This window comes from Roseburia sp. MSJ-14, from assembly GCF_018918225.1.
GTDB lineage: Bacteria > Bacillota > Clostridia > Lachnospirales > Lachnospiraceae > Petralouisia.
On record NZ_JAHLQD010000005.1, the window covers coordinates 179,598 to 201,796 of the forward strand.

Annotated in this window: 31 protein-coding genes and 2 pseudogenes; 6 read left to right on the forward strand and 27 right to left on the reverse strand. The window is 37.2% G+C overall.

All coding sequences use genetic code 11. The annotated features are described in order from the left end of the window. On the reverse strand, nt 1-489 hold the full coding sequence (locus tag KQI83_RS01230) for a prolyl-tRNA synthetase associated domain-containing protein (protein WP_216554034.1): 489 nt from the start codon (nt 487-489) through the stop codon (nt 1-3). A 120-nt stretch (nt 490-609) separates the two neighbouring features. After that, on the reverse strand, nt 610-1,506 hold the full coding sequence (locus KQI83_RS01235; RefSeq protein WP_216554035.1) for a LysR family transcriptional regulator: 897 nt from the start codon (nt 1,504-1,506) through the stop codon (nt 610-612). Nucleotides 1,507-1,628: 122 nt separating this feature from the next. Here KQI83_RS01235 and KQI83_RS01240 point away from each other — a divergent pair, with 122 nt between their 5' ends. Genes KQI83_RS01240 through KQI83_RS01265 form a run of 6 tightly spaced genes read left to right on the forward strand, consistent with a single transcriptional unit; the run spans nt 1,629 to nt 7,211 of the window. Further along, nucleotides 1,629-2,930, forward strand: coding sequence for an adenylosuccinate synthase (locus KQI83_RS01240; protein WP_216554036.1), 1,302 nt, complete (start codon nt 1,629-1,631; stop codon nt 2,928-2,930). Beyond that, nucleotides 2,927-3,874, forward strand: a complete 948-nt coding sequence (gene pyrB, locus KQI83_RS01245; RefSeq protein WP_216554037.1) for an aspartate carbamoyltransferase — start codon at nt 2,927-2,929, stop codon at nt 3,872-3,874. Before KQI83_RS01240 ends, pyrB begins: the two co-directional genes overlap by 4 nt. Next, nucleotides 3,868-4,293 (forward strand): aspartate carbamoyltransferase regulatory subunit, encoded by a 426-nt coding sequence (locus KQI83_RS01250; protein ID WP_216554038.1) that lies wholly within the window; start codon nt 3,868-3,870, stop codon nt 4,291-4,293. The genes pyrB and KQI83_RS01250 overlap by 7 nt, the downstream gene beginning before the upstream one ends. A gap of 28 nt (nt 4,294-4,321) precedes the next feature. Further along, a complete protein-coding gene (locus tag KQI83_RS01255) occupies nt 4,322-5,119 on the forward strand; it encodes a DUF4866 domain-containing protein (RefSeq protein WP_216554039.1) in 798 nt (265 codons plus the stop codon). 18 nt (nt 5,120-5,137) lie between these two features. Continuing rightward, the gene (locus tag KQI83_RS01260) at nt 5,138-6,478 is read left to right on the forward strand and encodes a threonine/serine ThrE exporter family protein (RefSeq protein ID WP_216554040.1); all 1,341 of its coding nucleotides are present in this window, start codon (nt 5,138-5,140) and stop codon (nt 6,476-6,478) included. Between the two features lie 43 nt (nt 6,479-6,521). Then, the gene (locus KQI83_RS01265) at nt 6,522-7,211 is read left to right on the forward strand and encodes a YoaK family protein (protein ID WP_330622262.1); all 690 of its coding nucleotides are present in this window, start codon (nt 6,522-6,524) and stop codon (nt 7,209-7,211) included. Between the two features lie 109 nt (nt 7,212-7,320). Here KQI83_RS01265 and KQI83_RS01270 read toward each other — a convergent pair whose 3' ends face one another. From KQI83_RS01270 to cbiB, 25 genes and pseudogenes are all read right to left on the reverse strand, one after another. After that, complete coding sequence (locus tag KQI83_RS01270; RefSeq protein ID WP_216554041.1) at nt 7,321-7,638, reverse strand: type II toxin-antitoxin system RelE/ParE family toxin; 318 nt, start codon at nt 7,636-7,638, stop codon at nt 7,321-7,323. Between the two features lie 4 nt (nt 7,639-7,642). Next, nucleotides 7,643-7,921, reverse strand: a complete 279-nt coding sequence (locus tag KQI83_RS01275; protein ID WP_216554043.1) for a type II toxin-antitoxin system Phd/YefM family antitoxin — start codon at nt 7,919-7,921, stop codon at nt 7,643-7,645. Nucleotides 7,922-8,083: 162 nt separating this feature from the next. Further along, nucleotides 8,084-8,155: pseudogene (locus tag KQI83_RS01280) on the reverse strand (TfoX/Sxy family protein); the annotation flags it as partial. Nucleotides 8,156-8,182: 27 nt separating this feature from the next. Next, nucleotides 8,183-8,416: pseudogene (locus tag KQI83_RS01285) on the reverse strand (GNAT family N-acetyltransferase); the annotation flags it as partial. Nucleotides 8,417-8,509: 93 nt separating this feature from the next. Continuing rightward, nucleotides 8,510-9,127 carry a class I SAM-dependent methyltransferase gene (locus tag KQI83_RS01290; RefSeq protein ID WP_216554047.1) on the reverse strand — a complete coding sequence of 206 codons (618 nt, stop codon included), beginning with the start codon at nt 9,125-9,127 and terminating at the stop codon, nt 8,510-8,512. Between the two features lie 71 nt (nt 9,128-9,198). Further along, the gene (locus KQI83_RS01295; RefSeq protein ID WP_216554049.1) at nt 9,199-9,360 is read right to left on the reverse strand and encodes a hypothetical protein; all 162 of its coding nucleotides are present in this window, start codon (nt 9,358-9,360) and stop codon (nt 9,199-9,201) included. Between the two features lie 130 nt (nt 9,361-9,490). Further along, nucleotides 9,491-9,643, reverse strand: coding sequence for a hypothetical protein (locus KQI83_RS01300; RefSeq protein ID WP_216554051.1), 153 nt, complete (start codon nt 9,641-9,643; stop codon nt 9,491-9,493). 56 nt (nt 9,644-9,699) lie between these two features. Beyond that, nucleotides 9,700-9,975 (reverse strand): metal-sensing transcriptional repressor, encoded by a 276-nt coding sequence (locus KQI83_RS01305; RefSeq protein ID WP_216554052.1) that lies wholly within the window; start codon nt 9,973-9,975, stop codon nt 9,700-9,702. Between the two features lie 26 nt (nt 9,976-10,001). Then, nucleotides 10,002-10,325 carry a DUF6054 family protein gene (locus tag KQI83_RS01310; RefSeq protein ID WP_216554054.1) on the reverse strand — a complete coding sequence of 108 codons (324 nt, stop codon included), beginning with the start codon at nt 10,323-10,325 and terminating at the stop codon, nt 10,002-10,004. A 14-nt stretch (nt 10,326-10,339) separates the two neighbouring features. Next, nucleotides 10,340-11,560 (reverse strand): glutamyl-tRNA reductase, encoded by a 1,221-nt coding sequence (hemA, locus tag KQI83_RS01315; protein ID WP_253295450.1) that lies wholly within the window; start codon nt 11,558-11,560, stop codon nt 10,340-10,342. 1 nt (nt 11,561) lies between these two features. Beyond that, nucleotides 11,562-12,197 carry a precorrin-8X methylmutase gene (locus tag KQI83_RS01320; protein ID WP_216554058.1) on the reverse strand — a complete coding sequence of 212 codons (636 nt, stop codon included), beginning with the start codon at nt 12,195-12,197 and terminating at the stop codon, nt 11,562-11,564. A 17-nt stretch (nt 12,198-12,214) separates the two neighbouring features. Continuing rightward, nucleotides 12,215-12,748 (reverse strand): cob(I)yrinic acid a,c-diamide adenosyltransferase, encoded by a 534-nt coding sequence (locus KQI83_RS01325; RefSeq protein ID WP_216554060.1) that lies wholly within the window; start codon nt 12,746-12,748, stop codon nt 12,215-12,217. Further along, nucleotides 12,738-13,043 carry a Dabb family protein gene (locus tag KQI83_RS01330; RefSeq protein ID WP_216554062.1) on the reverse strand — a complete coding sequence of 102 codons (306 nt, stop codon included), beginning with the start codon at nt 13,041-13,043 and terminating at the stop codon, nt 12,738-12,740. Before KQI83_RS01330 ends, KQI83_RS01325 begins: the two co-directional genes overlap by 11 nt. Nucleotides 13,044-13,224: 181 nt before the next feature. Beyond that, nucleotides 13,225-13,464 carry a hypothetical protein gene (locus tag KQI83_RS01335; protein ID WP_216554064.1) on the reverse strand — a complete coding sequence of 80 codons (240 nt, stop codon included), beginning with the start codon at nt 13,462-13,464 and terminating at the stop codon, nt 13,225-13,227. A gap of 3 nt (nt 13,465-13,467) precedes the next feature. Next, nucleotides 13,468-14,967: a cobyric acid synthase gene (locus KQI83_RS01340; RefSeq protein ID WP_216554066.1), complete on the reverse strand. Its 1,500-nt coding sequence runs from the start codon at nt 14,965-14,967 to the stop codon at nt 13,468-13,470. 48 nt (nt 14,968-15,015) lie between these two features. Beyond that, the gene (locus tag KQI83_RS01345) at nt 15,016-15,633 is read right to left on the reverse strand and encodes a sugar O-acetyltransferase (protein ID WP_216554068.1); all 618 of its coding nucleotides are present in this window, start codon (nt 15,631-15,633) and stop codon (nt 15,016-15,018) included. Between the two features lie 24 nt (nt 15,634-15,657). Beyond that, on the reverse strand, nt 15,658-16,689 hold the full coding sequence (locus KQI83_RS01350; RefSeq protein WP_216554070.1) for a pyridoxal phosphate-dependent aminotransferase: 1,032 nt from the start codon (nt 16,687-16,689) through the stop codon (nt 15,658-15,660). 12 nt (nt 16,690-16,701) lie between these two features. Further along, nucleotides 16,702-16,902, reverse strand: a complete 201-nt coding sequence (locus KQI83_RS01355; protein WP_216554072.1) for a hypothetical protein — start codon at nt 16,900-16,902, stop codon at nt 16,702-16,704. 21 nt (nt 16,903-16,923) lie between these two features. Next, nucleotides 16,924-17,370 carry a hypothetical protein gene (locus tag KQI83_RS01360; protein ID WP_216554074.1) on the reverse strand — a complete coding sequence of 149 codons (447 nt, stop codon included), beginning with the start codon at nt 17,368-17,370 and terminating at the stop codon, nt 16,924-16,926. A 9-nt stretch (nt 17,371-17,379) separates the two neighbouring features. Then, on the reverse strand, nt 17,380-17,796 hold the full coding sequence (locus KQI83_RS01365) for a DUF5082 family protein (protein WP_216554076.1): 417 nt from the start codon (nt 17,794-17,796) through the stop codon (nt 17,380-17,382). Further along, on the reverse strand, nt 17,793-18,320 hold the full coding sequence (locus KQI83_RS01370) for a hypothetical protein (protein WP_216554078.1): 528 nt from the start codon (nt 18,318-18,320) through the stop codon (nt 17,793-17,795). Before KQI83_RS01370 ends, KQI83_RS01365 begins: the two co-directional genes overlap by 4 nt. A gap of 16 nt (nt 18,321-18,336) precedes the next feature. Beyond that, the gene (locus KQI83_RS01375; protein ID WP_216554080.1) at nt 18,337-19,737 is read right to left on the reverse strand and encodes a T7SS effector LXG polymorphic toxin; all 1,401 of its coding nucleotides are present in this window, start codon (nt 19,735-19,737) and stop codon (nt 18,337-18,339) included. A gap of 15 nt (nt 19,738-19,752) precedes the next feature. After that, nucleotides 19,753-20,046, reverse strand: coding sequence for a TIGR04197 family type VII secretion effector (locus KQI83_RS01380; RefSeq protein WP_216554082.1), 294 nt, complete (start codon nt 20,044-20,046; stop codon nt 19,753-19,755). Next, entirely contained in the window at nt 20,015-21,166 is a 1,152-nt protein-coding gene (locus KQI83_RS01385) for a hypothetical protein (protein WP_216554084.1), read from the reverse strand. Before KQI83_RS01385 ends, KQI83_RS01380 begins: the two co-directional genes overlap by 32 nt. A gap of 46 nt (nt 21,167-21,212) precedes the next feature. Further along, nucleotides 21,213-22,199, reverse strand: a complete 987-nt coding sequence (gene cbiB, locus KQI83_RS01390) for an adenosylcobinamide-phosphate synthase CbiB (RefSeq protein ID WP_216554086.1) — start codon at nt 22,197-22,199, stop codon at nt 21,213-21,215.

The following is a 22,199-nucleotide window of genomic DNA, read 5'->3' on the forward strand; positions in this document are numbered from 1 at the left end:
TTAAATTTCCACAATATTAATTTCATTTCCATGTTCTTTTATAATATTAATTAAATCCTCCACCTTAAGCCATACTGTTGCGGTATTATCATTTGGGTGTACTCCAATAATATGTGAATTCTTCATAAACTCCTTATCCAAATAAAACTGTACTTTTAACTCTTTATCATTCAATAATCCAAATGGCGTTACCGCACCTGGTATTAAATCCATAATATCTCGCAATTCACTTTCAGAAGCAAAACTTAACGGACGGGTATTATGCTTTGCCCTAAATTTTTTTAAATCAACTCGCCTATTTCCTTTTACTGTTATCAAATAATAATTTTTCTTTTTATCATCACGAATAAACAGATTCTTTCCATCACCTTCTGGATATGGTATATCGATTTCTGATATCTCTTCCATATTATAAACAGCTTTGTGTTCTGTAATCTCATACCATATATTTCTTTCTTTTAAATAGTCATATATTTCTTGTTTGTTCATCGTGTATTTGCCTTCCTACTTTTTCATTATCTTCACCATTCTAAAAACAACACAGGTATTATTTAAAAAGTATAACACATTCTAAACTAACTGTGTGAACCAATGAACTTGTTAATGAAATCACATAGCTACCTGTTCTAATAATATTTTTTTCAACTTCTGTGCTGCTACACTCATTGGTCGCTTTGAATCATACACCATACATACATAACGCTTAGGAATTTCTTCTTTTAACATCATCTTAGTAATTTCATGTTTCCTAATTGCTTCTTTTGCCATTGCTTCCGGTAAAAATGCCAACCCAAGTTCACTCTTTACCAATGGCAGCACCTGATCTGTCGTAGCTGCTTCTGTATCAGGTACAAGTTCAACTCCATGGGCTAGAAACAGTTGATAATAAAAATGATATGTCGCTGTTTCTGTTCCCAGAGAAATAAAAGGATATTCTTTTAAATCCTTAAAAGACAACTCCTGACTGGCAAGTGCAGTGAAAGTTTTTCCTCCTACCAGGATTTCCTGAAATGGCTTAAGTCTTATCTCCTTCAATGGTGCATCTAATTTCGTGGGTGTTGTAACTACTGCAAAATCAATTTCCCCACTTCGTACAGAGCGAATGGCTTGCGGTGTGGAATGATTACAGATTTTTAACCGTACGCCCGGATAAGTCATATGAAATTTTTTTAGCCTGTCCAGCAAGTAAATATTCAAAGCTGTTTCACTGGCACCAATAGAAATACTACCATGTTCCAATCCCACACTATCCGATAATTCTTCTTCCGCAAGCTGAAGCTGTATCATAGCTGCCGAAATTCTTGTATAAAGTCTTTCACCTTCCGGTGTCAAATGAACACCACGATTTGTCCGAATAAACAGTGTACAATTAGCCTCATGTTCTAAACAATTCATTGCGCGTGTGATATTCGGCTGGCTATTATTTAACACTCGAGCTGCTTTGGTAAAATTACTATATTTTGCTACATAATAAAAAATTCTATAATATTCAAAATTTACATTCATTCCTTTTCCCCCTGACATATCAGATAATTATTATTACCATATCAATGATACCTTTTACTTATTTCTAACATTAAATTATAATCACTTTAGTACAAAAAAACAACCTATATGGAGGATAAAATATGTTAACTGCTGTTACTGGAATTAATTGGGGAGATGAGGGAAAAGGACGTGTGATTGATTTTCTGGCTGAGAAAGCAGATATTGTTGTTCGATACCAGGGAGGAAATAATGCAGGACACACGGTTGTCACAAAAAAAGGAAAATATGTTCTAAATTTGCTACCTTCCGGAATCCTACATCCGAATGTAGTTTGTATTCTTGGTGATGGCATGGTTGTGGATTTGGAACACCTTTCCAAGGAAATTACCCAGCTCCAAAATAACGGTATTTCTATATCACCGGACAATCTAAAATTGTCTTCACATGCTACTATTTCCATGCCTTGGCATCATGTACAAGACGAACTTGAAGAAGATCGTCTTGCAAAATCAAACTCAGCATTTGGTTCTACCAGACGTGGAATTGCTTATGCATACAGTGACAAATACCGCAAGAAAACAATTCGTCTCGGAGACCTTCTACATCTCGAAGAAACAAGTATACAGGCACGTTTAAAAATTATGTTAGAATCCAAAAATTTGGAACTTGCCGGTTGCTATCATCAGGAACCCATGTCTTATCCTGCTCTACTTTCCTGGTGTCAAAAACAGGCAACACTCTACGCACCATACATCTGTGATACAGGCAGTTATTTGGAAAGTGCACTTAAGGATGGAAAAAATGTAGTCCTAGAGGCACAGCTTGGTGCAATGAGAGATATTGATTATGGTATTTTCCCATACACCTCCAGTTCTTCTACTATTTCCGCCTACGGTCCCATTGGAGCCGGAATTCCGGGCGAACGTATGGACCATATCGTTGGTGTCTTAAAGGCATACTCTACATGTGTCGGTGCCGGTCCCTTTGTGGCTGAAACTGCAATGCCAGAATCATGGATGGAGTCACTTAGAAAGTCTGGAGGAGAATATGGAGCAGCTACCGGTCGTCCACGACGAGTAGGTCCGTTTGATGCCGTTGCCAGTCGATATGGACTAAAATGTCAAAATGCAGATAAAATTGCTCTGACCAAACTGGATGTACTAAGTAATATGGATAAAATACCAATAATTATCGGCTATCGCAAAGATGGCGTAATAATGGAACAATTTAATCCATTAGAAAATTTAGATTCTTATGAACCGGTTGTAGAATATCTGCCCGGATGGCAAAAAGATATTTCCAACTGCCGAGACTGGAAACAGCTTCCAGATAATGCAAAATCTTATATAACCCATATAGAAAAACTACTAAACCATGAAATTCAGTTTATTTCTGTAGGAGCAGAACGTAATCAATATTTATTAAAAGGAGAATGGCTATGAGACATTTAATTGACCCACTAAACTTTACGATGGAAGAAACCCTTCGGGTTTTAAATCTGGCTGACCGCATCTCAGCAAAACCATCGGATTACTCCCATGTGGCTGAAGGTAAAAAACTTGCTACACTTTTTTATGAACCAAGTACCAGAACACGTCTTTCTTTTGAATCAGCCATGCTAAGCCTTGGTGGGCAAACTTTGGGATTCTCTGGTGCGGAGCAATCCAGTGCCACCAAAGGTGAAACTGTTGCTGATACTGCCCGTGTAGTCAGCTGTTATGCAGATATTATCGCTATGCGACATCCAAAAGAAGGAGCACCGCTTCGTGCTTCCATGTATTCCAAAGTACCCGTTATAAATGCAGGTGACGGCGGTCATAACCATCCAACACAAACTTTAATCGATATGATGACTATTCGTCAAAGAAAGGGACGATTAGATCATCTTACGGTAGGTTTTTGCGGAGACTTAAAATTTGGTCGTACTGTTCATTCACTTGTAAATAGCCTTGTTCGATATCCAGATAATCAGTTTTATTTTATCTCTCCGGAGGAATTGCGTGTACCAGACTATATGATTGAAGATACACTAAAACCTGCAAATGTAACATACCATGAAGTAACCAGTTTGGAGGATACATTACCAAAACTAGATGTCTTATATATGACCCGTGTACAAAAAGAACGCTTTTTTAATGAAGAAGAATATATACGATTGAAGGGAATCTATATGTTGACCAAAAACAAGCTTCAACTTGCTCCACCAGATATGCCGGTTCTCCATCCACTCCCAAGAGTAGACGAAATATCCCTTGATGTAGATGAAGATAAACGAGCTGCTTACTTCGACCAAGTTCAAAATGGGGTCTATATCCGAATGGCTCTCATTATGGCTCTGCTTGGTATTCCTGACCCAAAAACCGGAGAGGAGGTGCTATCATGCTAAATGTAGAATCTATCCAAAATGGAATTGTAATCGATCATATCACTGCCGGAAGAGGTATGGAAATATACCAACTTCTTCATCTGGAAAACATTAAACAATCTATCGCTCTCCTACAATATGTAAAAAGTCAGAAATATGGAAAAAAAGACTTAATTAAAATTGAAGGAACAGCTACGCTACCTCAGTTGGATATTCTAGGATATCTGGATGATAAAATTACACTCATCTATATCAAAGACGGTAAGGTCGTGCAAAAAGTTCAGCCTATTCCACCAAATGAACTTAAAAATGTAATCCGATGTCAAAATCCACGTTGTATTACTAATATAGAAGAAAACTGTGACCACATATTTAAAATGTCAGCTTCAAAAAAGTACAGATGTATTTATTGTAATCAGGAAATACGCGTGAAAGAATAATACAAAAAATATACAAGGAGATGATTTTATGTCATTAGTACTACCAAGAGAAGAAGAAGTTGAAAATATATTTTCAAGAATTCTTTCTTCTGATAAATCCTGTGAAAGACTCATTGAAACATTTTATGACCATCTTTGTGATGATAATAGATATATGGATCCTGATCCCCATCATTTTGCCGAAGTTCTGCTGAATGCATATAAAAACGGCGATGTAAGTGCTTTTTTACTTGAAATATGCAACCGTAGCATGTTTGACCTTCTTAAAGAAGCCTATCTGATTCCAAAGCGCTTCCATGGAAAATCCGGCGAAAACCCTGTTCTTCTAACAGATGCAGACGGAAATCTGCTAGAAGATAAAAAGGAACTGGTTACAAAACACGAATATAAAAAATTTTGTGAAATCTATAAATCACACCATGCTGCCCCACGTTCCAAACTATATCTGGCAGATGGATATGATCTTGTCAGATATTATACATCCGACATGAATATTTGTGAAAAACAAGAGAACCGAGAACGGGGAATTCTTATATTATATGCTCTTCCGGACACCAAAAAACTGAATTTAACAGAAGCACAAGCATATGATGTTATCTGGTCTACTTTTCACGAAATACAAAAAGAAGCATTTTCTGCTATCGTATACTATGGTCAGGAAACCGGAAACAAATCCGGAAAATCCTTTGATGAACTTGGTGTTCTTTTGCCTATTCATCAATTTGAATCTAAAATGCTTCAACATCTTGGTGTAATAGACGGACTGGTTCTTTCATGCCGTGAAAAAATGATAAAATCAGCCGGAAGTAACAGTCTTGATCTATAGGCAAACGAGGTAGTCGATATGAAAACTGCAAATACTCTGAGAAATATTAAAAAAAATCATATGGATGTTCTTTGGCACGAATATGCTGATAAAACAGATTCAACCCCAATTACACAAGCAAGTCTACCCGCAAAGGCATCTGTAGTAGGAAGAGTAGGAATCATGATGCTTTCCTGTGGCACAGGAGCCTGGCGTGTTCGCAGCTCTATGAATGAATTATCTGAGCTTATGAATATGACTTGTACTGTTGATATCGGACTCATGTCTATCAATTATACCTGCTTCGATGGAAATGACAGCTTTAGCCAATCTCTATGCCTGACTAATACCGGAGTCAATACTTCACAACTTAATCGTCTTGAAAAACTTGTATCTAATTTTTCAACAAATGAACTTACACAAAGTTGTGAAAAAATTCATTCTATATTGGACCAAATCGAAAAAATTCACGGATTGTATTCTCCTGCTACATTAGCTATCGCTGCGGCATTAGCATGTGGTGCTTTTACATTTCTTCTGGGAGGCGGTATTGTTGAGATGCTATGTGCCTTTGCCGGTGCAGGAATAGGAAACTACATAAGATGCAAACTTTCAAAACATCACTTTACTTTATTCTTGTGTATTATTTCCTCTGTATCTGCCGCTTGTCTCACCTATACCGTCTTATTAAAACTACTAGAAATTATATTTGCAGTAAATTTACAACATGAAGCCGGATACATTTGTTCAATGCTATTCATTATCCCCGGATTTCCATTTATCACCAGCGGAATTGACCTTGCCAAGTTGGATATGCGTTCGGGAATAGAAAGATTTATGTATTCTATGATTATCATAACCGTTGCAACTATGACTGCCTGGATACTTGCTATGTTGCTTGGACTTAAACCAATTCCATTTCTTCCTTTAAACCTTGTATTGTGGCAGTGGATTTTGCTACGTTTACTAACCAGCTTTTGCGGAGTCTTTGGATTTTCTATTATGTTTAACAGTCCCATCCGACTTGCCACTGCTGCCGGTATCATAGGCGCTGCATCCAATACAATCCGATTAGAACTGATAGAACTTTTTACTTTACCTCCGGCTGCTGCCGCCTTTATCGGTGCATTTATTGCAGGAATTCTTGCTTCTACACTTAAAGGAGTAGCCGGATATCCTAGAATATCAATCACAGTTCCATCCATTGTAATCATGGTTCCCGGATTATATTTGTATAAGGGATTTTATAATCTTGGAATTATGAATCTCACTGCTGCTGCCTCATGGCTTGCATCTGCACTGCTTATCATCCTGGCATTACCTTTGGGACTTATATTTGCACGAATTATTACGGACAAAACCTTCCGATACTGTACCTAATTATTTACTGTTATAAAAATCAACAATCATTTTTGGAGGCAACATGAAATTTTCAATTTTCCATTATCACCCAACCAAACAAATGTCCGAATCACTTTTTACTGCTACTCTTTTGTCAATGTCAGGTGGTTTGCAAGACATTTATACTTACATTTCAAGAGGACATGTTTTTGCAAATGCACAAACGGGAAATATTGTCCTTCTTAGTCAAAACATATTTGATCGCAATTGGAAGAATGCTATCCACTACTTTGTACCTATTTTGTTCTTTTCACTTGGAGTTGCTGCTGCAACACGAATCCGACAATCATTTCAAAATCTTCAGCGTCTCCATTGGCGGCAAATTGTTCTGATAATTGAAATGCTATTGCTTTTTATTGTTGGGTTTATCCCAGAAAAACTAAATCTTATTGCAAACGCACTAGTTTCATTTTCCTGTGCTATGCAAGTTCAATCATTCCGAAAGGTTGACAGTTACGCATTTGCCAGTACAATGTGTATAGGAAATATCCGAAGCGGAATGGAAGCTTTGTGTTCTTATCAGCAATCTCATAACAAACAGACTCTTTACAAATCCTTTCATTACTTCGGAATTATCTTTCTGTTTGCATTAGGAGCCGGCTTAGGAAGTGCCTTTATTTCGCCTCTCGGAATGCACACAATATGGATTTCCTGTCTACTTTTATTTATTAGTTTCTCTGTAATGTTTATACAGGAAGAAAGTCAGACTTAATACCTTCCATTTTCCCCCTCCCTTAGGGGAAACAACTATTCATAAGTAAGTATAAGGAAAGCTAAACTTCACCATGTAATCATATATTTCTTGTAGATATAGTTATATTCTATAAGCCTCTAATAATATCCAAATAATCCTGTCTTTTGTCTACAACAGCATAAACTACAACTTCTTTATTTTCCTCATTAATCTTGTAAAACACCAAATTTTTCTCAAGTATCAATACTTTATATCCTTGCCTTTTCAGCACCAGATAGCGAGGTTCTACTCCCTTTGATGGATGAATGCCTGAATCCAGAATACTTTGTTCTAAACCCTTTAACTTCTCCAATGCAACTTCACTGCCAAAATTTTCAGCTATATGTAAAATAATTTTTCTAATCTGAACATCTGCTGTTTCAGTACGAATGACCTTATATTTCAAAATCCTATCCCTCCTGTAGCATTTGTCTCAAATCATCAAATGTTTCATTTATTGGTGCAACTCTTCCACTTTTTACATCATCTTCTGCTTCCGTAAGAATTTCCAAAAGTTCAATTCTGGACTTCATTCTCTTATATTCCTCATATGAAAGAGATACCGTATCACCACGTCCGTTAACTGTAATAATAACTGCTTCATTTTCTTCTCTGCATTGTTTAGAAATCTCACTATAATGATTTCTCAAATCTGCCGATGGTCGAATTGATTCTTGTAATGTATACATAAAAAATACCTCCATTTTTATTATAGTCAAATTATATCTTAATTTGTCTATATTATCAAGAATTCTGCCAAAATTTCACCACGAGAAGTGCATCATAACAGTAGACCAAAATTGAAAACGGTCTCTGAGATGTCTCAAAGACCGTTTTCGTTAGCATTCTATCTATTTCTTCTTTTTTGGTTTTGGTGCCGGTAATTCATCATACATGACATTAAATAAGCCAGTCAAAAACTCTTATATGCAACATACTCATGCTCAAATTCATACCCAAGCTTTTCTGCCAGATGAACAGCTTTCAGATTCAATGGCAGCCCATTGTCCATTCTGAGGTACCAAAATTACAAATCCCTCTGGTTTATTGATTACTAACTCCACATTAGGTTCTCCGGCATAGAATCCAAAACAACCAACAAACGCAAATGCCGATTTCGGTTGTTCTAAATCTGTAACATATATCTTTCCCATAACGTTTTGCAAACACGAAAATATTAATGTTTCCTGCCACCCTCAAACAATTCTTTTACTTTTGAAGTATCTTTTATTTCATATAACACTATATCACCTCTTAATAAAAAATATCTTTCCAATTTACCGCTTTATCACCAGTACCCCTGCACAATACGATACCTGCGTAAATTCCATTTTAGGAAATGCCTTCTTTAACTCGTCAATCACAAAATAAATTTCATCCTCATCCCATTCATCCATGACTTCCCGCTGACATTTCTCTAAGTCTGCTCTTGTTTGAAATGCTACATCCCCAATAAAAATACTACCATTTTCTTTTAACAGTTTTTTCAATAATTGAATAAATTGAATTTTCGCATCATCTGATAGATGGTGTAAGGAATACGTTGCAATGATAAAATCATATGTATGTTGTAAAAGTGGTTTTACAAGTCCCTTGGAAAAATCTCCCTGATATAAATGGGCATTTGGCATTTTCTTCTGAGCCAGCTCTATCATTCTTTCAGAAAAATCCTGTCCATATATTTCACACCCTTTTTCATATAATTTTGTGGTGAGTGTTCCTGTCCCAAATCCTATGTCAAGAATCGTCGGTTTTTCTCTTTCAAGAACTTTCTTATAAATCATTCCAAGTATTTCTTTATAACCTGCAAATGGATAACTATTTTCTTCATCAGAAATTCCAACAGTTTTATCATATCCATCTGCCCACAAATCAAATCCTTTATTGTCTAACATATACTTTTTCTCCTGTTCATCCATCTAATACACTTATAAAGTGGAAGTTGTAAAATCACTCTAATAATTTTCTACTTTGTTGAACGTCCATTTTCATCTATTTCGCCTTCAAGCCAAGCTAATATTCCGAATCCACAAAAAGGACAAATAATAGAGTCTCTAATAACCTCCTTTTCACAACGAGGACATACAACCTCTTCCGTTTCTTCCTTTTTTAATAATTCCTTTTTCATAGCTAATTACCTCCGTAAATTCCGATTCATGGTACTAATTATATCACGACATAATATAAATACCACCTTTTTCATAAATTTGCTTATATATACGCTACTTCCTCTAAAATAATCTGAGCAAGCTCTTCCATCATAATTTGTAACTTTTACATTGTGTTGCATAAGTTCCGGTCCCCATTCCAAGAATCAGAACCTCCATACTTCTGTTATTTTCTTGCGGAACCATAAGTGGTGCTGCCATAGCATAGTCATAATACATTCCTGTTAATCCGTCTTCTTTCATATAAACAGACTGAACACCAAACAATACCTGCTTTTCAAATTATTTCCACAAAATATTTAACCCATATTGGAAAATCGTTCTACTGCTTTTGTAAAATTCTCAATTGTTTTATCTGCGTCACCATGCTCGATACCGTCTTTCACACAATGCTTAATGTGTCCTTCCAACACAACCTGCCCGCACTTATGAAGTGCAGATTTGGCAGCATTCAGCTGTGATAAAATATCTTCACATGGAACATCCTCATCTATCATTCTGTCAATTGCCTGAACCTGTCCAATAATTTTTTTCAATCTGCGATGCAGATTTTCGGAATCCATACATTGTTTCATTTTATTATCTCCATTCTTCCGTCTATTTATAATAATTCTCGCAATTTATCTAAAAATGCCTCTTCTCCAAAGGTATTCATTTTCCAAAATACAGCCTGACTTCCACCAGAAGCAATTGCTGATACATGAATATCGTCATCGCCCTGGAAAAGCGTTACTGCCAAACTCACACGGTTTCCACCGGACCAGCTATAGCGTTCAAAAACTCTGACACTACACCTGGCACCATCACTATAAAAGTCACTGTAATCTTCTAAAGAGGCTGAAATACTTCCATTTAATATTCCATCTTCAATTCTTTTTAATATTTCATCAAAATCCCCATATACACTGGTTTCTAATTTTGCCATAACTTATTCCTCCTCTATTTTTCCTCATACACCTGTTCCATAATCTCAATACATTGCCTTAACATATCGGTATCTACTTGATCTCGCAAAGTAAACAGTAGCTTATCCACTACCTTCCCGGTTGCCTGCCTGATTTGTCCACGCAACCTGTCTTTTTCTTCTTCCGACAGTGCAAGTTCTTTCAGTTCTTTCTCCATTCTCCAACAAGCATCCTGCCCGGAAGCAAGTCCTATTTCTTGAATTCTCGGCACCAAATCCCGACTTTCCTGCCAGTCATAAAATGCCTGAATATGTTTTTTTAAAATTTCTTCTGCCTGATGATATTGTGCTTTCATGCGTTGGGACTTTTCTTCTACATGAAAAGAATCCATATCATACATTTGAACATTGGTAAGATCTTCTATACTTTCTTCCATATCACGCGGTACTGCCAAATCCACATATATCTGCTGTTTCTCTGGTAAACAATTTTCCAAACGTTCTTTGGTTATCGTAAAATTCGGACTTGCAGTAGCTGAAAAAATAACATCACATTCCGGTATGTACTGATAACGTTCTCCGTAATTCATTCGTTTGGCTCCTTGTGGAATATTTACTACACCGCTTCGATATTGACGAACAGTTACCGTAACATCTGCTCCCTCTTCCATCAACGCCTGAGCGGTAATCTTTCCCATTTCACCGTTTCCAATTACCAATGCTTTTTTTCCTGCCAGTCCAATCCCATGTTCTTTTAGGAAATGAATTGCCTGATGTGCCGCAGAAAAATTAGCCTTATCCATGGGCACTTCCGTTTTTACCTGCTTTCCCGCCGTTACTGCCATACGAAACAACACTTCTAACACATGATCCATACATTCCTGTTCTCTGGAAAAGGCTGCTGCCTCTTTTACCTGTGTTAATATCTGGTCTTCTCCTACAATCTGTGATTTCATTCCGGCACTTAGAAAAAAGAGGTGTCGTACCGCCTCTTTTCCTTCACGAACCTTTAAATATTTGCCATATGCTGCGGAATCCATTCTCTTAATATCACAAATATACCTTAGCAAATCTATATCTGCTCCGTCTTTTAGGCTTAGCCAAATTTCCATACGGTTGCAGGTAGATAATATAACGCACCCTTTAACTTCCGGATTTTCCTTTATTTTTTCTAACGCCTCGGCAATTGCCTTTTTAGTAAAAGCAAAACATTGTCGAATATTTATTTCTGCCGCAGTATAATCAATCCCTGCCATTTTAACGTTCATAAATCATATATAACAAGGCATTTACAATGGCTGCTGCCACGTTGCTGCCTCCCTTTCTTCCTCTTGCAATAATATACGGTACCGATAACTCCATAATCATTTCTTTGGACTGTACCACATTGACAAACCCTACCGGTGTTCCAATCACCAATTCCGGCTGTAGCTTTCCTTCTTGTACCAATTCATAAATTCTTACTAACGCTGTTGGTGCATTTCCAATAACAAATATTACCGGCTTTTGTAACATTGCTGCCTTATCGATACAAGCAACTGAACGAGTGGTTCCATTTTCTTTTGCTAATCTTGCTACATCTTCGTCTGCAATAAAATTATAAATTTCCACTCCCAGCTTTGCCAATGCTTTTTTATTAATTCCTGCCTTTGCCATTTGAGTATCTGTTACAATACAAGCCCCACTTTTCAGTGCATTCAACGCTTTTTCCAATACTCCCTGTGAAAATACCAGATTATCCACATATTCAAAATCTGCTGTGGTATGAATGACACGTTTTATAATAGGCGCATATTTTTCATCTAATTTTCGGTCTCCAAGTTCTTCTGTAATAATCTCAAAACTTCGTTTTTCAATTTCTGCCGGAAGTACCTGTTCTAATTCTGTCTTCATGTTCTTTTCCTCAATATTTATAATTCAACTCCACGTCTTGCTGTAATCCCTTTGTCATAGGGATGCTTTCTTTTTTCCATAAAAGTCACATAGTCCGCCAACACTAACAATTTTTCTGACGGATTGCGTCCTGTTAAAACTACCTCCAGTCCTTCCGGCTTTTCCTTTAAAAACTGTAAAAGCATCTGGTGGTCTATCATATTGCTATTATAAGCATCTAATACTTCATCCAATACCAAAAGTCCCTGAGAAAGCTCTCCGGCTTTTTCTAGTACCTTTTTCAAATGCGCATTATAATATTCTGCTGCTTCTTTCTTCTGCTCTTCCGTCATCCGAAAGGTAAATCCAAAATTCTTCGAGCAACGTATCAGGCAAATATTTTCTATTTGTTCCAGTATCTTCAGTTCACCGGAATCATTTCTTTTCAGGAATTGCGTATAGACTACTTGCCCCCCATTTCCTGCATAACGAATACTCAATCCTACTGCCGCAGTTGTTTTTCCTTTGCCATCCCCCTCATAAATATGAATCAGTCCCTTATTAATACTCATAATCAATACATGCCCGGTTTTCTCTTACTGGCGTAATATATGCTCCAAAGTTCTTGTGTACCGGATGCACCTGATACTCATTCAGCCCCTGGATATCATTAAAATCACATACCAGCGCAAGTTCGTAATTGCTTTCCGGTGCTTCCGGGTGATTGGTTTTTGCTTCAAAATGTACTAAGGATGGAATTTCCTCTTGAAAATTCTTCAAAAGTTCCAATGCACCTGCTAAGTTCTCCTTAGCACTTTTTCCATTTGCCTCTTCTTTTAATTTAAACATTACAATATGCTTTATCATGTCTCTTCCTCCAAACGATTCTGATTTTCATTTCATATTTTTAATTTTAACACATCCCTATTCTTCCTACAATATTGTATCTGCATTCCCTCAAGGAAAAAGCTATATACATTGAAGAATCACCTCAATATATATAGCTTTTTTTGTCTATTACTTATTTTCTAACACAATGCCGCTTACGTTAATCTAATAATACAATAACTACTGCCATACCTAAGAAAATAGTTCCTGCCATTGGGGTATTATCCCCGGTCTTTGCAGTTGCTCCTGCTTGCTGTGGGGCCTCATTTTGTGTAATTGTTGCTGTCACTTCTGCATATCCATCGGTAAAATTAATCCGAATGATATGATTTCCCGCAGTAAGCGTCTTTAAGTAATCACTCTTTTCATAATTCGTCAACATGGTTGGCATTACCATCATACTTTACTGTAATATTTCATATATCTTATCCATATCCAAATACTTTCGCAAAGTATCTGCCAGCAAATCATACTGTGTTTCCTTATAGGTATGTCGGTCTATCTGCTGAGACTCTTCCATTGGAATTCCTTTTTTATCCGCAAATGCTCGCACTAACTCTGTGGCTATGCCATCTCCGTCAAAAATACCATGCACATATGTTCCATATACATTTTCTGTACATGCACCATCTTCTTTTGCTGCTTTTTTCTCTTCTGCAATTTCAGAGAACCGTACTACTTTCTGCGCATCTACGGAAGTTTTTCCCATATGAATCTCATATCCTTCCAGTTTTTTCCTTGAGATTTTCTGCAAAACACCGGTAATCTTTCCGATAGTTCCCATTACTCTGGTTCGAGTTTTTTCTGTGGTAAATGTAGTTTTAGTTGGCAATAATCCCATTCCCCGCAATATTCCCCCTTCTTCTACTCCTTCCGGGTCTTCTAACACTTCTCCTAACATCTGGTAACCACCGCAAATTCCGAAAATCACGGTTCCTCTTTGCTTTGCTTTTAGTATTGCAGCCTCTAATCCGTTTTCACGCATCCACTTCAAATCTGCCATGGTATTTTTTGTTCCCGGAAGTAAAATCATGTCCGGATTTCCCAGTTGTTCTATCTTGTTTACATAATATAGATTTACTTCTTCCATGCCTTCTAACACCGCTACGTCCGTAAAGTTAGAAATTCGAGGGAAACGTATTACTGCGATATCCACAATCCCCTGACTGTTTTTATGGGAAAATCGTTCGCTTAAACTATCTTCATCTTCAATATCCACATTCATATAAGGAGTTACTCCCACTACCGGAATCTTTGTCATTTCCTCCAACATATCAATTCCGGGGTCCAATATGGTTTTATCCCCTCGAAACTTATTGATAATAGTCCCTTTTATTCGTGCTTTTTCTTCCTCATCTAAGAGCATTATTGTTCCTACTAACTGAGCAAAAACACCTCCACGGTCAATATCTCCCACTAAAAGTACCGGTGCATTTGCCATCTTTGCCATTCCCATATTTACGATATCATCCTGCTTCAGATTGATTTCTGCCGGAGAACCTGCCCCCTCAATGACAATAATATCGTACTCCTGATTTAATTTTTCATATGCCTTTAAAATATCCGGTATTAACTGTTTTTTGTATGCAAAATACTCTCTGGCACTCATATTTTTCACTACTTCACCGTTTACAATTACCTGAGAGCCCACATCATTGGTAGGCTTTAGCAGAATGGGGTTCATATAAACCGATGGCTCTACTCCTGCTGCTTCTGCCTGTGTTACCTGTGCCCGTCCCATCTCCAGTCCTTCTTTGGTAATGTAGGAATTCAATGCCATATTTTGTGATTTAAAAGGTGCTACCTTATAACCATCTTGTTTAAATATACGACATAATCCCGCTGCAATCAGACTTTTCCCTGCATTCGACATCGTACCTTGTATCATAATTGATTTTGCCATTGCTTTTATGCTCCATTCTTATCCTATATAATATAAGGAGTAGATAACCTACTCCTCAAAAAATTCTTTTCCGATTTTCTTATCTTTAAAATAATATTCCCTATCGTGTTCGCTTACTTCCCGCAAGACTTTGCATGGATTTCCCACTGCAACCACATTGGATGGAATATCCTTTGTTACCACACTTCCTGCTCCGATAATTACGTTATCACCAATGGTAATTCCCGGAAGCACAAGCACTCCGGAACCTAACCAACAGTTCTTTCCAATATGAATCGGGGCATTGTACTGATACCCCTTTTGACGAAGTTCTGCATTAATAGGATGTCCTGCGGTTGCAAGTACCACGTTTGGCCCGAACATGGTATAATCTCCTACATAAATATGCGTATCATCTACTGTGGTAAAATTAAAATTGGCATATATATGACTGCCGAAATGCACATGTTTTCCACCAAAGTTTGCGTGAAATGGAGGCTCGATATAACAGCTTTCTCCAATCTCTGCAAACATTTCTTTTAGCAGTTCCTGTCTTTTCTTTTCCTCTGTTGGGCGCGTCATATTGAAATCATAAAGTCTGTCCAGACACTTTGTCTGCTCTTTTACTAATTCTGCATCTCCCGGATTATACAACTGGGTGCTGTGCATTTTTTCTTTAATATCCATTTTCTTCCTCCCAATACCAGTATTTTATACTTCAAATACTTTCTTTAGTGCCTGAATCAATAATTGATTGTCCTGTCTGTTTCGTACTGCGATACGATACCAGCCTTCTTCCAATCCTTGAAAATTAGAACAATTCCGAATCAGGATTCCATGCTGTTCTAACTTTTTATCCAGATTTTCTTCTCCGCGAAAACAAATGAAGTTTGCTGCATGTCCATATAATTCTACCGGCAATTTTCCTAATTCTTGTAGCAAATATTCTTTTTCTATTTCAATTGCCTGCCTTGTTTTTTCTATAAAATCTGTCTCTTTGGTAGCGACAACTCCTACTTGCTGTGCAATTACTGAGACATTCCAGGGCTGTGTCACTGTCTGCATTTTTAAAAGCAATTTTTCATCCGATAACATTCCGTAACCAAGGCGTATTCCGGGAATTGCAAACATTTTGGTAAATGCTTTTATAATGAACAGATTCGGAAACTGCACTAAATATGGCTTCATTGTAATTGTATCTTCTCGGGAAACAAAATCAAGGAAACACTCATCCACTACCAGGCGTGTTCCCGTCTTTGCGCACTTTTGCAATAACTTCTCTAATCCCTCTCTAGGGTACACCACACCGGTAGGATTGTTGGGATTGCAGAAAAACACCATGTCTATGTCTTCTGTTATTTTTCCTGCAAAAGATTCCCATGAAAAATCTTCTGCTAATAACGCTATACGTTCTATCTTACAATCCACACTCTGCAATGCCTGTTCATATTCCTGAAAAGTCGGTGCGGGAAGTAATGCCTTTTGGGGTTTTTCTGCCAAGACTAAAGAGAATATCACATCTGCCGCTCCATTTCCGCATATTATTTGTGTAGCATCTACCCCTTCCATTTGAGCAATTGCTTCACAAAGTCTTATACTTCCCGGCTGCGGATAATGTATGACCTCATTCAAGGCATCTCTTGCGGCTTCCATCAAAGTTTCCGGAACACCTAAGAAATTAATATTCGCTGAAAAATCTATCAAATTAGGATGACTGTAAATGTCTCCACCATGTTTATGCATGATTGTACCTCTCTAGAAAAAATCAAGTAAATCTACCAAATACTTTCGCAATGTTTTTGACGTTGCACAGGTTCCGATTACTCCAATTATGAATATCGGGATTCCTAACCATACCAGAATCTTCTTGTCACTATAAAAATAAATACATGCTGATATCATCATTGCTCCAATTACAGCAATTGCAAAAAATATTTTTCCTAATCTTTCCTTCACAAGATGCCTCCTAGTCCCTGTTTATCCATTTACAGCTAAAACTTCCACATCTTCCAATGTGCACTGAAAACTACTGCTCTTTATTACTGCATCTTCCTTTAAGCCTCGTACCGGAACTTGGAAATGCACCGGTAATCCTTCTGCATAATCCAGACTTCCCAAAAATTCCGGTGGAAACTCAAACTGAATCTTTGCAACTTCTGCATCATATCCCACCAATTGAGTCCGCAGCGTCCCCTTTATTCCCTGAACACTTTTTTTCATAGTAGATATCATAACTCCGGCAAAGAGCATCGTTCTCTTTATTTGCATGTAATTTCCCTGTAATGGAATAAAATATATACTTTCTTCTTCTAAATCCGGAATATGATTATCTATGTATTCTTGAATGGATGCAAGCTCCCTTTTTACTGCTTCGTTTTCCTTCTGCTGTTCATGAGCCAATGCTGTCTTTACTTTTATCTGCATATTTTTCTCCTAATTCACACAATTTTCAATCTGTGCTAATAAGCTGTTGATGGTGCTTGCCAAACGTCCGATTATTCCATAACAATCATTTGCAAGATTCTCATACCTTGTTTTTTCCAAATTCAGATTGTCCATATTGGTATCGATTTCCTGAATAACGGTATCATAAGAAGCTACAACCTTTTCACCGCTACCCTTATATTCCTGCTTCCATAAGTTGCCCTTCCAAGCATCATACTTTGTATCCTTAAAGTCCTCTACATTGCTCTTTAAGGTTCGCATACTTTTTTTCTTTTCTTTTAATTCTTCATACACCGTACCAATTTCCTGTGCCTTTGCCCGATACGCCTCTGCCTGTCTCTTTTTTGCCTCTAATTCTGCTCTTGCACTGGCAAGACTGGATTGTAATGAATCCAAAACACTCATTTTACTTCCCCCTTTATCTTCTTTTTATAATACTCGCAATGTCTCCAAAAAGCAATTCCCATACAAACATTAAAAACTGCTGTTACGATACTTAATGGAATTCCCACTGCCTGATACTGTTCCTTTGAAATAATGTGCAGCGGACTCATGCTGTAATAATATCCTCTCTTCACATTCATAAGTCCTGCCATAGCAACACCTATATCTACTATCACTTGCAATAAAATACTAAATACTGCCAAAACCTTACCACCTGTACAGATTGCTGCCACAGAACGAGAAAGATTTTTTACCTGTAAATCATGTATCTGTTCAGAACCTTTGATATTTTTTCCAACCTGATATAACTTTTCCGGATTTTGGTAATACTGTAAACGCTGGTGCATGTTAATTTGCCACATTTTCATAATAAACATTGTTATTACACTTACGATTACACCTAATAATCCAAGTAATGGATTTATAAGAGCAACTATTGCGCCCACAATTCCAAACATCCACCATAATTTTGCAAACCAGTTCATTTCTGCTCCTTTCAACCTAGTCAAATGTAAAATATGGCATGGTAACATCTGCCGTTATACCAAGTCCTAATTTTCCACCCAGCTTCACATGAACGGTATGCACGTCTATACTGTCCGTATCGATTACTTTCTTTCCTTCTACTAAGAAATCCGCACCTGTACCATAAGTTGCTTCCGGCGTAATGGATGCACCAAATAAAGACTCTTTTTTACCGGTAACAGAATCCTTTGCAGATACTCCAAGAAAACTAAGCCCCAATGCAGCTTTTGCAGATGCTCCTGTTACATTGCCACCTAAACCGACCGCAAAAGAACCATTATCTTCAAACTCGCATTTTGCATAACCGGAAGCTCCAAACAAAGTTGCATCCCCGGTAATATATCCATTAAAATTCTCTGTCCCTAATGTTACCTTTCCATTGGCATTTAACAGTGATGCCTTTCCGGATGCTGAAGCTCCTACGTATTTGTCAGAAAATCCGGCATTTACTTTTCCCTCGCCATGCACAGCACTTGCTGTTCCATTAAACTTTGCATAATCGGTAAACTGACCGCCAACATCCCCCTGGAAAAAGGAACCACTGGCATTTCCGCTATATTTTCCGTTATTGTATTTTGATGCATATTCTCCCGTCCATGCACTTACTCCTGCATACGCATATACATCCTGATAAAATCCCTGTGCCCACTGCTGTTCCCAACCGCTGCCGCCATTTGCATAGTATGAAAACGGGTCATCCTTTTTTATCTTTTCTAAGTTACTGTCATCCTCCTGATAATAGGAACCACTAACAACTAAATCGCTTACCTTTTCATAATCAATATGTTTTTCGGTGTCGATAATCTGCCCTACTCCATCTATCATGCTTTCTAACGATTTCATATGTCCCAACAGCACGTCTAACTTATCCTTGGCTGTTGTGTCTGCTGCAAGCAAATCATCATTAATCTTTGTCACTTTATCTTCCCAGGAAGAATAAGCATCTGTCACAACATCTTGCGATATTTTAGTTACCGAAATATATTTTGCCGCTTCTTGCAATACTCCATCTACTTCACTCATGAGACTGGTAAAAGCATTTTTATAATTTCCTGTAATTTCATCATCCACAGAGAAAAGTGTACCGGTATTTACAATACCATCTTCTTCTGATTCATATCCTAAGAATGTGGTTTTTACCTCGGATAATGTATCTGTCATCTCCTGTATTACATTAAGAAATCCATTGATGATATTAATTGTCACCTTGGTAATATAATTCTTACAAGCAGTGGCAGATGCACCTCTGTAGTTATTACTTAATGATAACATATAGGCGTTCTTATACTGCCCATAAATAATATCCTGTAATTCTTCTCCTACCTTGGAAATTTCTTCTACGTTTTCAATAATTGTTGCGTTTTCTAATCGCTTCATTCCACTATTACCCCCTTATTTTCCAAACAAAGTCTCTCCGAATGTTTTTTCTCCAATTTCCTCATCTAACTTCATCCATGCACTCTTAATATTTTGCATGTTTTTCACATCATCCTGCCCCAAAGAATTCATCTTTTTAACAATGCGATTAAATGTATCTACACATTCCTGAATCTTATCAAAGCTATCCAGTGCCACATTTTCCGGCTTTGCCTCAAACTTCACATTTTCCAGCTTTGCATTCTGTGTCTTATATGTATCAATTTCCTTTTGAAATTCACTTGGTTTTAATACCAGTTGTTCTGCCATTTTTAATTCCTCCCTTATTTATAATTGCTCCGTTTCCTATTTTTACATTGGCATTTTTATATGCACGATATATAACTTCAAAGTCACATATCTGTATATAACGTATCAATTGCGAAATGTCTACTCCCGAAAAAAGCAGCTCTCCTTCATATACTCCGAATTTTATAGGATCTTTTATTAAATTATCAAAACTCTGCAATAACCTTCTTCGTGCAGCCAGTACATTTTCTTCTGTCCAGATATTTTCTATTTCTACCCGATACTCTCTGATTGGTGCTCTATAGTATACAATACTTGCATCAAATGCATCCACCGATACAATTCCGTGTTCCCGGAACAACATCTCGTTGATATATAATAATAGAAATATTTTTTCCGTAGGGGTTGCATTGGCATCTGGAAATACAAAATACAATGCTCCTAAAGAATCACAGTCCATATTGCCCTTTAAATGGCAATCCAAGATACCATTCTCATCTAATGCATATCCATAGTCTATATATTCCGTTCCGCTTTTTTGAACCTTTCTTAAAACAGCACAAATACTGGTAACCTCCCATTCTTCCATTTCACCGTTTGCAATCACAACGCTATTCTTGGGATTTACCAGTTCTTCTATATATTTATGAAATTCGTCATATTGTATTGTTTCTAACGCTCTTGCCCATTCATTATAAGTATATCGTTTACCAATATCCGTAAATTCAAACATATAATACCAGCTTCGCGTCATTTCGTGTCTGAAATTCTGTTTCAGACTGTTAATTGTTTGCTGTTTTGCCGCAAGAAATTCTTCTTCTGTAATCTGTGATTCATATATTAATTGAACCATCTGTCCCAGACTTTCTTCTACCTTCCATTTCTCGGTGATTAAGGAAAAATAGATTCCGTTTCTACCGATTTTACACTTCCAGTCTGTGACTCCCTGACTTTTTCTTTTTTCATTTAATGCATGTAAAAAAATACTTCCTGCTGCCGGATTTATCTTGACTATTTCTTCTTGATTTCGATATAAGCTCTTTACGATACCGCCTTTTACTGCTATAGTAATTCCTATTTCATTATTCTTTTCACCTTGATAGCACCAAAAGTCTGTATAGAATCCATTGACTTGTTCCATATTACTTATTCAACTCCTTGTCCTCACTTATCTTTCTAATTATACTTCAAAATGAAACATTTGTAAATATCAAGTATAAATGTATTACCAATATAGTTATTACTGTCAACACAGTTGTCATATACATCAAGCGATTACTTCTTTGAATATCCCTAAGTTCTACCGGGCGTTTTGCATCTCCGATCGTAGGTTTTTCATGTTTTACACCGAAATACCAGGCATCTCCCGCCAGTTGTACACCCAATGCTCCTGCCATTACTGATTCTGTCTGGGCAGAATTGGGACTTGCATGGTTATAACGATCTCTTTTAAATATACGAAAAGCCCCTTTACCATCCATTCCACATAAAAAAGCTGATACAACCATAATGATTGCGCTGATTCTTGCGGGAATAAAATTTACAATATCGTCTAACTTGGCTGCCACAGTTCCAAAATACTGATATTTTTCATTTTTATATCCAATCATAGAATCCATGGTATTAATAGATTTGTAGAAAAAACCTCCTACTGCACCGAATATTCCCATAAAAATCAATGGCGCTATTACTCCATCTGAAGTGTTTTCCGCAACTGTCTCAACTGCCGCTTTGATAACTCCGGTTTCATCCAAACGCTGTGTATCACGTCCCACTATCATGGAAACTGCCTTTCTTCCTGCCTCTAATCCTTCCTGCTCCAGTGCATTGGCTACTTTCATACTTTCTACCTTTAGTGATTTTGCTGCTAACATGGTATAGCACATGATTGCTTCTAGGAGCATCCCTGCTACCCAGTGCAAATGATACGCAATATACAAAAGTATTGCCGGAATTGCCACCGATACCACAATTACTACAACGGCAAGTACCCCTCCACCAATCCTTTCTCCTCTTTTGGTCTTTGGAAAAATACTTCTTACGATATGTTCTGTCTTTGTAATTATTTTTCCAATTCCAATCACCGGATGCCACCATCCATGTGGATCTCCCAATATAAAATCAAGAATCACTCCAAGGAATAACGCAATCGTTGTACAACTAAATAACTCCAT

Excerpts from the sequence above, each read along its gene's own strand:
- KQI83_RS01230 (WP_216554034.1), bottom strand. The coding sequence starts at position 489 with ATGAACAAACAAGAAATATATGACTATTTAAAAGAAAGAAATATATGG.
- KQI83_RS01235 (WP_216554035.1), bottom strand. The coding sequence starts at position 1,506 with ATGAATGTAAATTTTGAATATTATAGAATTTTTTATTATGTAGCAAAA.
- KQI83_RS01240 (WP_216554036.1), top strand. The coding sequence starts at position 1,629 with ATGTTAACTGCTGTTACTGGAATTAATTGGGGAGATGAGGGAAAAGGA.
- pyrB (WP_216554037.1), top strand. The coding sequence starts at position 2,927 with ATGAGACATTTAATTGACCCACTAAACTTTACGATGGAAGAAACCCTT.
- KQI83_RS01250 (WP_216554038.1), top strand. The coding sequence starts at position 3,868 with ATGCTAAATGTAGAATCTATCCAAAATGGAATTGTAATCGATCATATC.
- KQI83_RS01255 (WP_216554039.1), top strand. The coding sequence starts at position 4,322 with ATGTCATTAGTACTACCAAGAGAAGAAGAAGTTGAAAATATATTTTCA.
- KQI83_RS01260 (WP_216554040.1), top strand. The coding sequence starts at position 5,138 with ATGAAAACTGCAAATACTCTGAGAAATATTAAAAAAAATCATATGGAT.
- KQI83_RS01265 (WP_330622262.1), top strand. The coding sequence starts at position 6,522 with ATGAAATTTTCAATTTTCCATTATCACCCAACCAAACAAATGTCCGAA.
- KQI83_RS01275 (WP_216554043.1), bottom strand. The coding sequence starts at position 7,921 with ATGTATACATTACAAGAATCAATTCGACCATCGGCAGATTTGAGAAAT.
- KQI83_RS01290 (WP_216554047.1), bottom strand. The coding sequence starts at position 9,127 with ATGTTAGACAATAAAGGATTTGATTTGTGGGCAGATGGATATGATAAA.
- KQI83_RS01295 (WP_216554049.1), bottom strand. The coding sequence starts at position 9,360 with ATGAAAAAGGAATTATTAAAAAAGGAAGAAACGGAAGAGGTTGTATGT.
- KQI83_RS01300 (WP_216554051.1), bottom strand. The coding sequence starts at position 9,643 with ATGAAAGAAGACGGATTAACAGGAATGTATTATGACTATGCTATGGCA.
- KQI83_RS01305 (WP_216554052.1), bottom strand. The coding sequence starts at position 9,975 with ATGAAACAATGTATGGATTCCGAAAATCTGCATCGCAGATTGAAAAAA.
- KQI83_RS01310 (WP_216554054.1), bottom strand. The coding sequence starts at position 10,325 with ATGGCAAAATTAGAAACCAGTGTATATGGGGATTTTGATGAAATATTA.
- hemA (WP_253295450.1), bottom strand. The coding sequence starts at position 11,560 with ATGGCAGGGATTGATTATACTGCGGCAGAAATAAATATTCGACAATGT.
- KQI83_RS01320 (WP_216554058.1), bottom strand. The coding sequence starts at position 12,197 with ATGAAGACAGAATTAGAACAGGTACTTCCGGCAGAAATTGAAAAACGA.
- KQI83_RS01325 (WP_216554060.1), bottom strand. The coding sequence starts at position 12,748 with ATGAGTATTAATAAGGGACTGATTCATATTTATGAGGGGGATGGCAAA.
- KQI83_RS01330 (WP_216554062.1), bottom strand. The coding sequence starts at position 13,043 with ATGATAAAGCATATTGTAATGTTTAAATTAAAAGAAGAGGCAAATGGA.
- KQI83_RS01335 (WP_216554064.1), bottom strand. The coding sequence starts at position 13,464 with ATGATGGTAATGCCAACCATGTTGACGAATTATGAAAAGAGTGATTAC.
- KQI83_RS01340 (WP_216554066.1), bottom strand. The coding sequence starts at position 14,967 with ATGGCAAAATCAATTATGATACAAGGTACGATGTCGAATGCAGGGAAA.
- KQI83_RS01345 (WP_216554068.1), bottom strand. The coding sequence starts at position 15,633 with ATGGATATTAAAGAAAAAATGCACAGCACCCAGTTGTATAATCCGGGA.
- KQI83_RS01350 (WP_216554070.1), bottom strand. The coding sequence starts at position 16,689 with ATGCATAAACATGGTGGAGACATTTACAGTCATCCTAATTTGATAGAT.
- KQI83_RS01360 (WP_216554074.1), bottom strand. The coding sequence starts at position 17,370 with ATGCAGATAAAAGTAAAGACAGCATTGGCTCATGAACAGCAGAAGGAA.
- KQI83_RS01365 (WP_216554076.1), bottom strand. The coding sequence starts at position 17,796 with ATGAGTGTTTTGGATTCATTACAATCCAGTCTTGCCAGTGCAAGAGCA.
- KQI83_RS01370 (WP_216554078.1), bottom strand. The coding sequence starts at position 18,320 with ATGAACTGGTTTGCAAAATTATGGTGGATGTTTGGAATTGTGGGCGCA.
- KQI83_RS01375 (WP_216554080.1), bottom strand. The coding sequence starts at position 19,737 with ATGAAGCGATTAGAAAACGCAACAATTATTGAAAACGTAGAAGAAATT.
- KQI83_RS01380 (WP_216554082.1), bottom strand. The coding sequence starts at position 20,046 with ATGGCAGAACAACTGGTATTAAAACCAAGTGAATTTCAAAAGGAAATT.
- KQI83_RS01385 (WP_216554084.1), bottom strand. The coding sequence starts at position 21,166 with ATGGAACAAGTCAATGGATTCTATACAGACTTTTGGTGCTATCAAGGT.
- cbiB (WP_216554086.1), bottom strand. The coding sequence starts at position 22,199 with ATGGAGTTATTTAGTTGTACAACGATTGCGTTATTCCTTGGAGTGATT.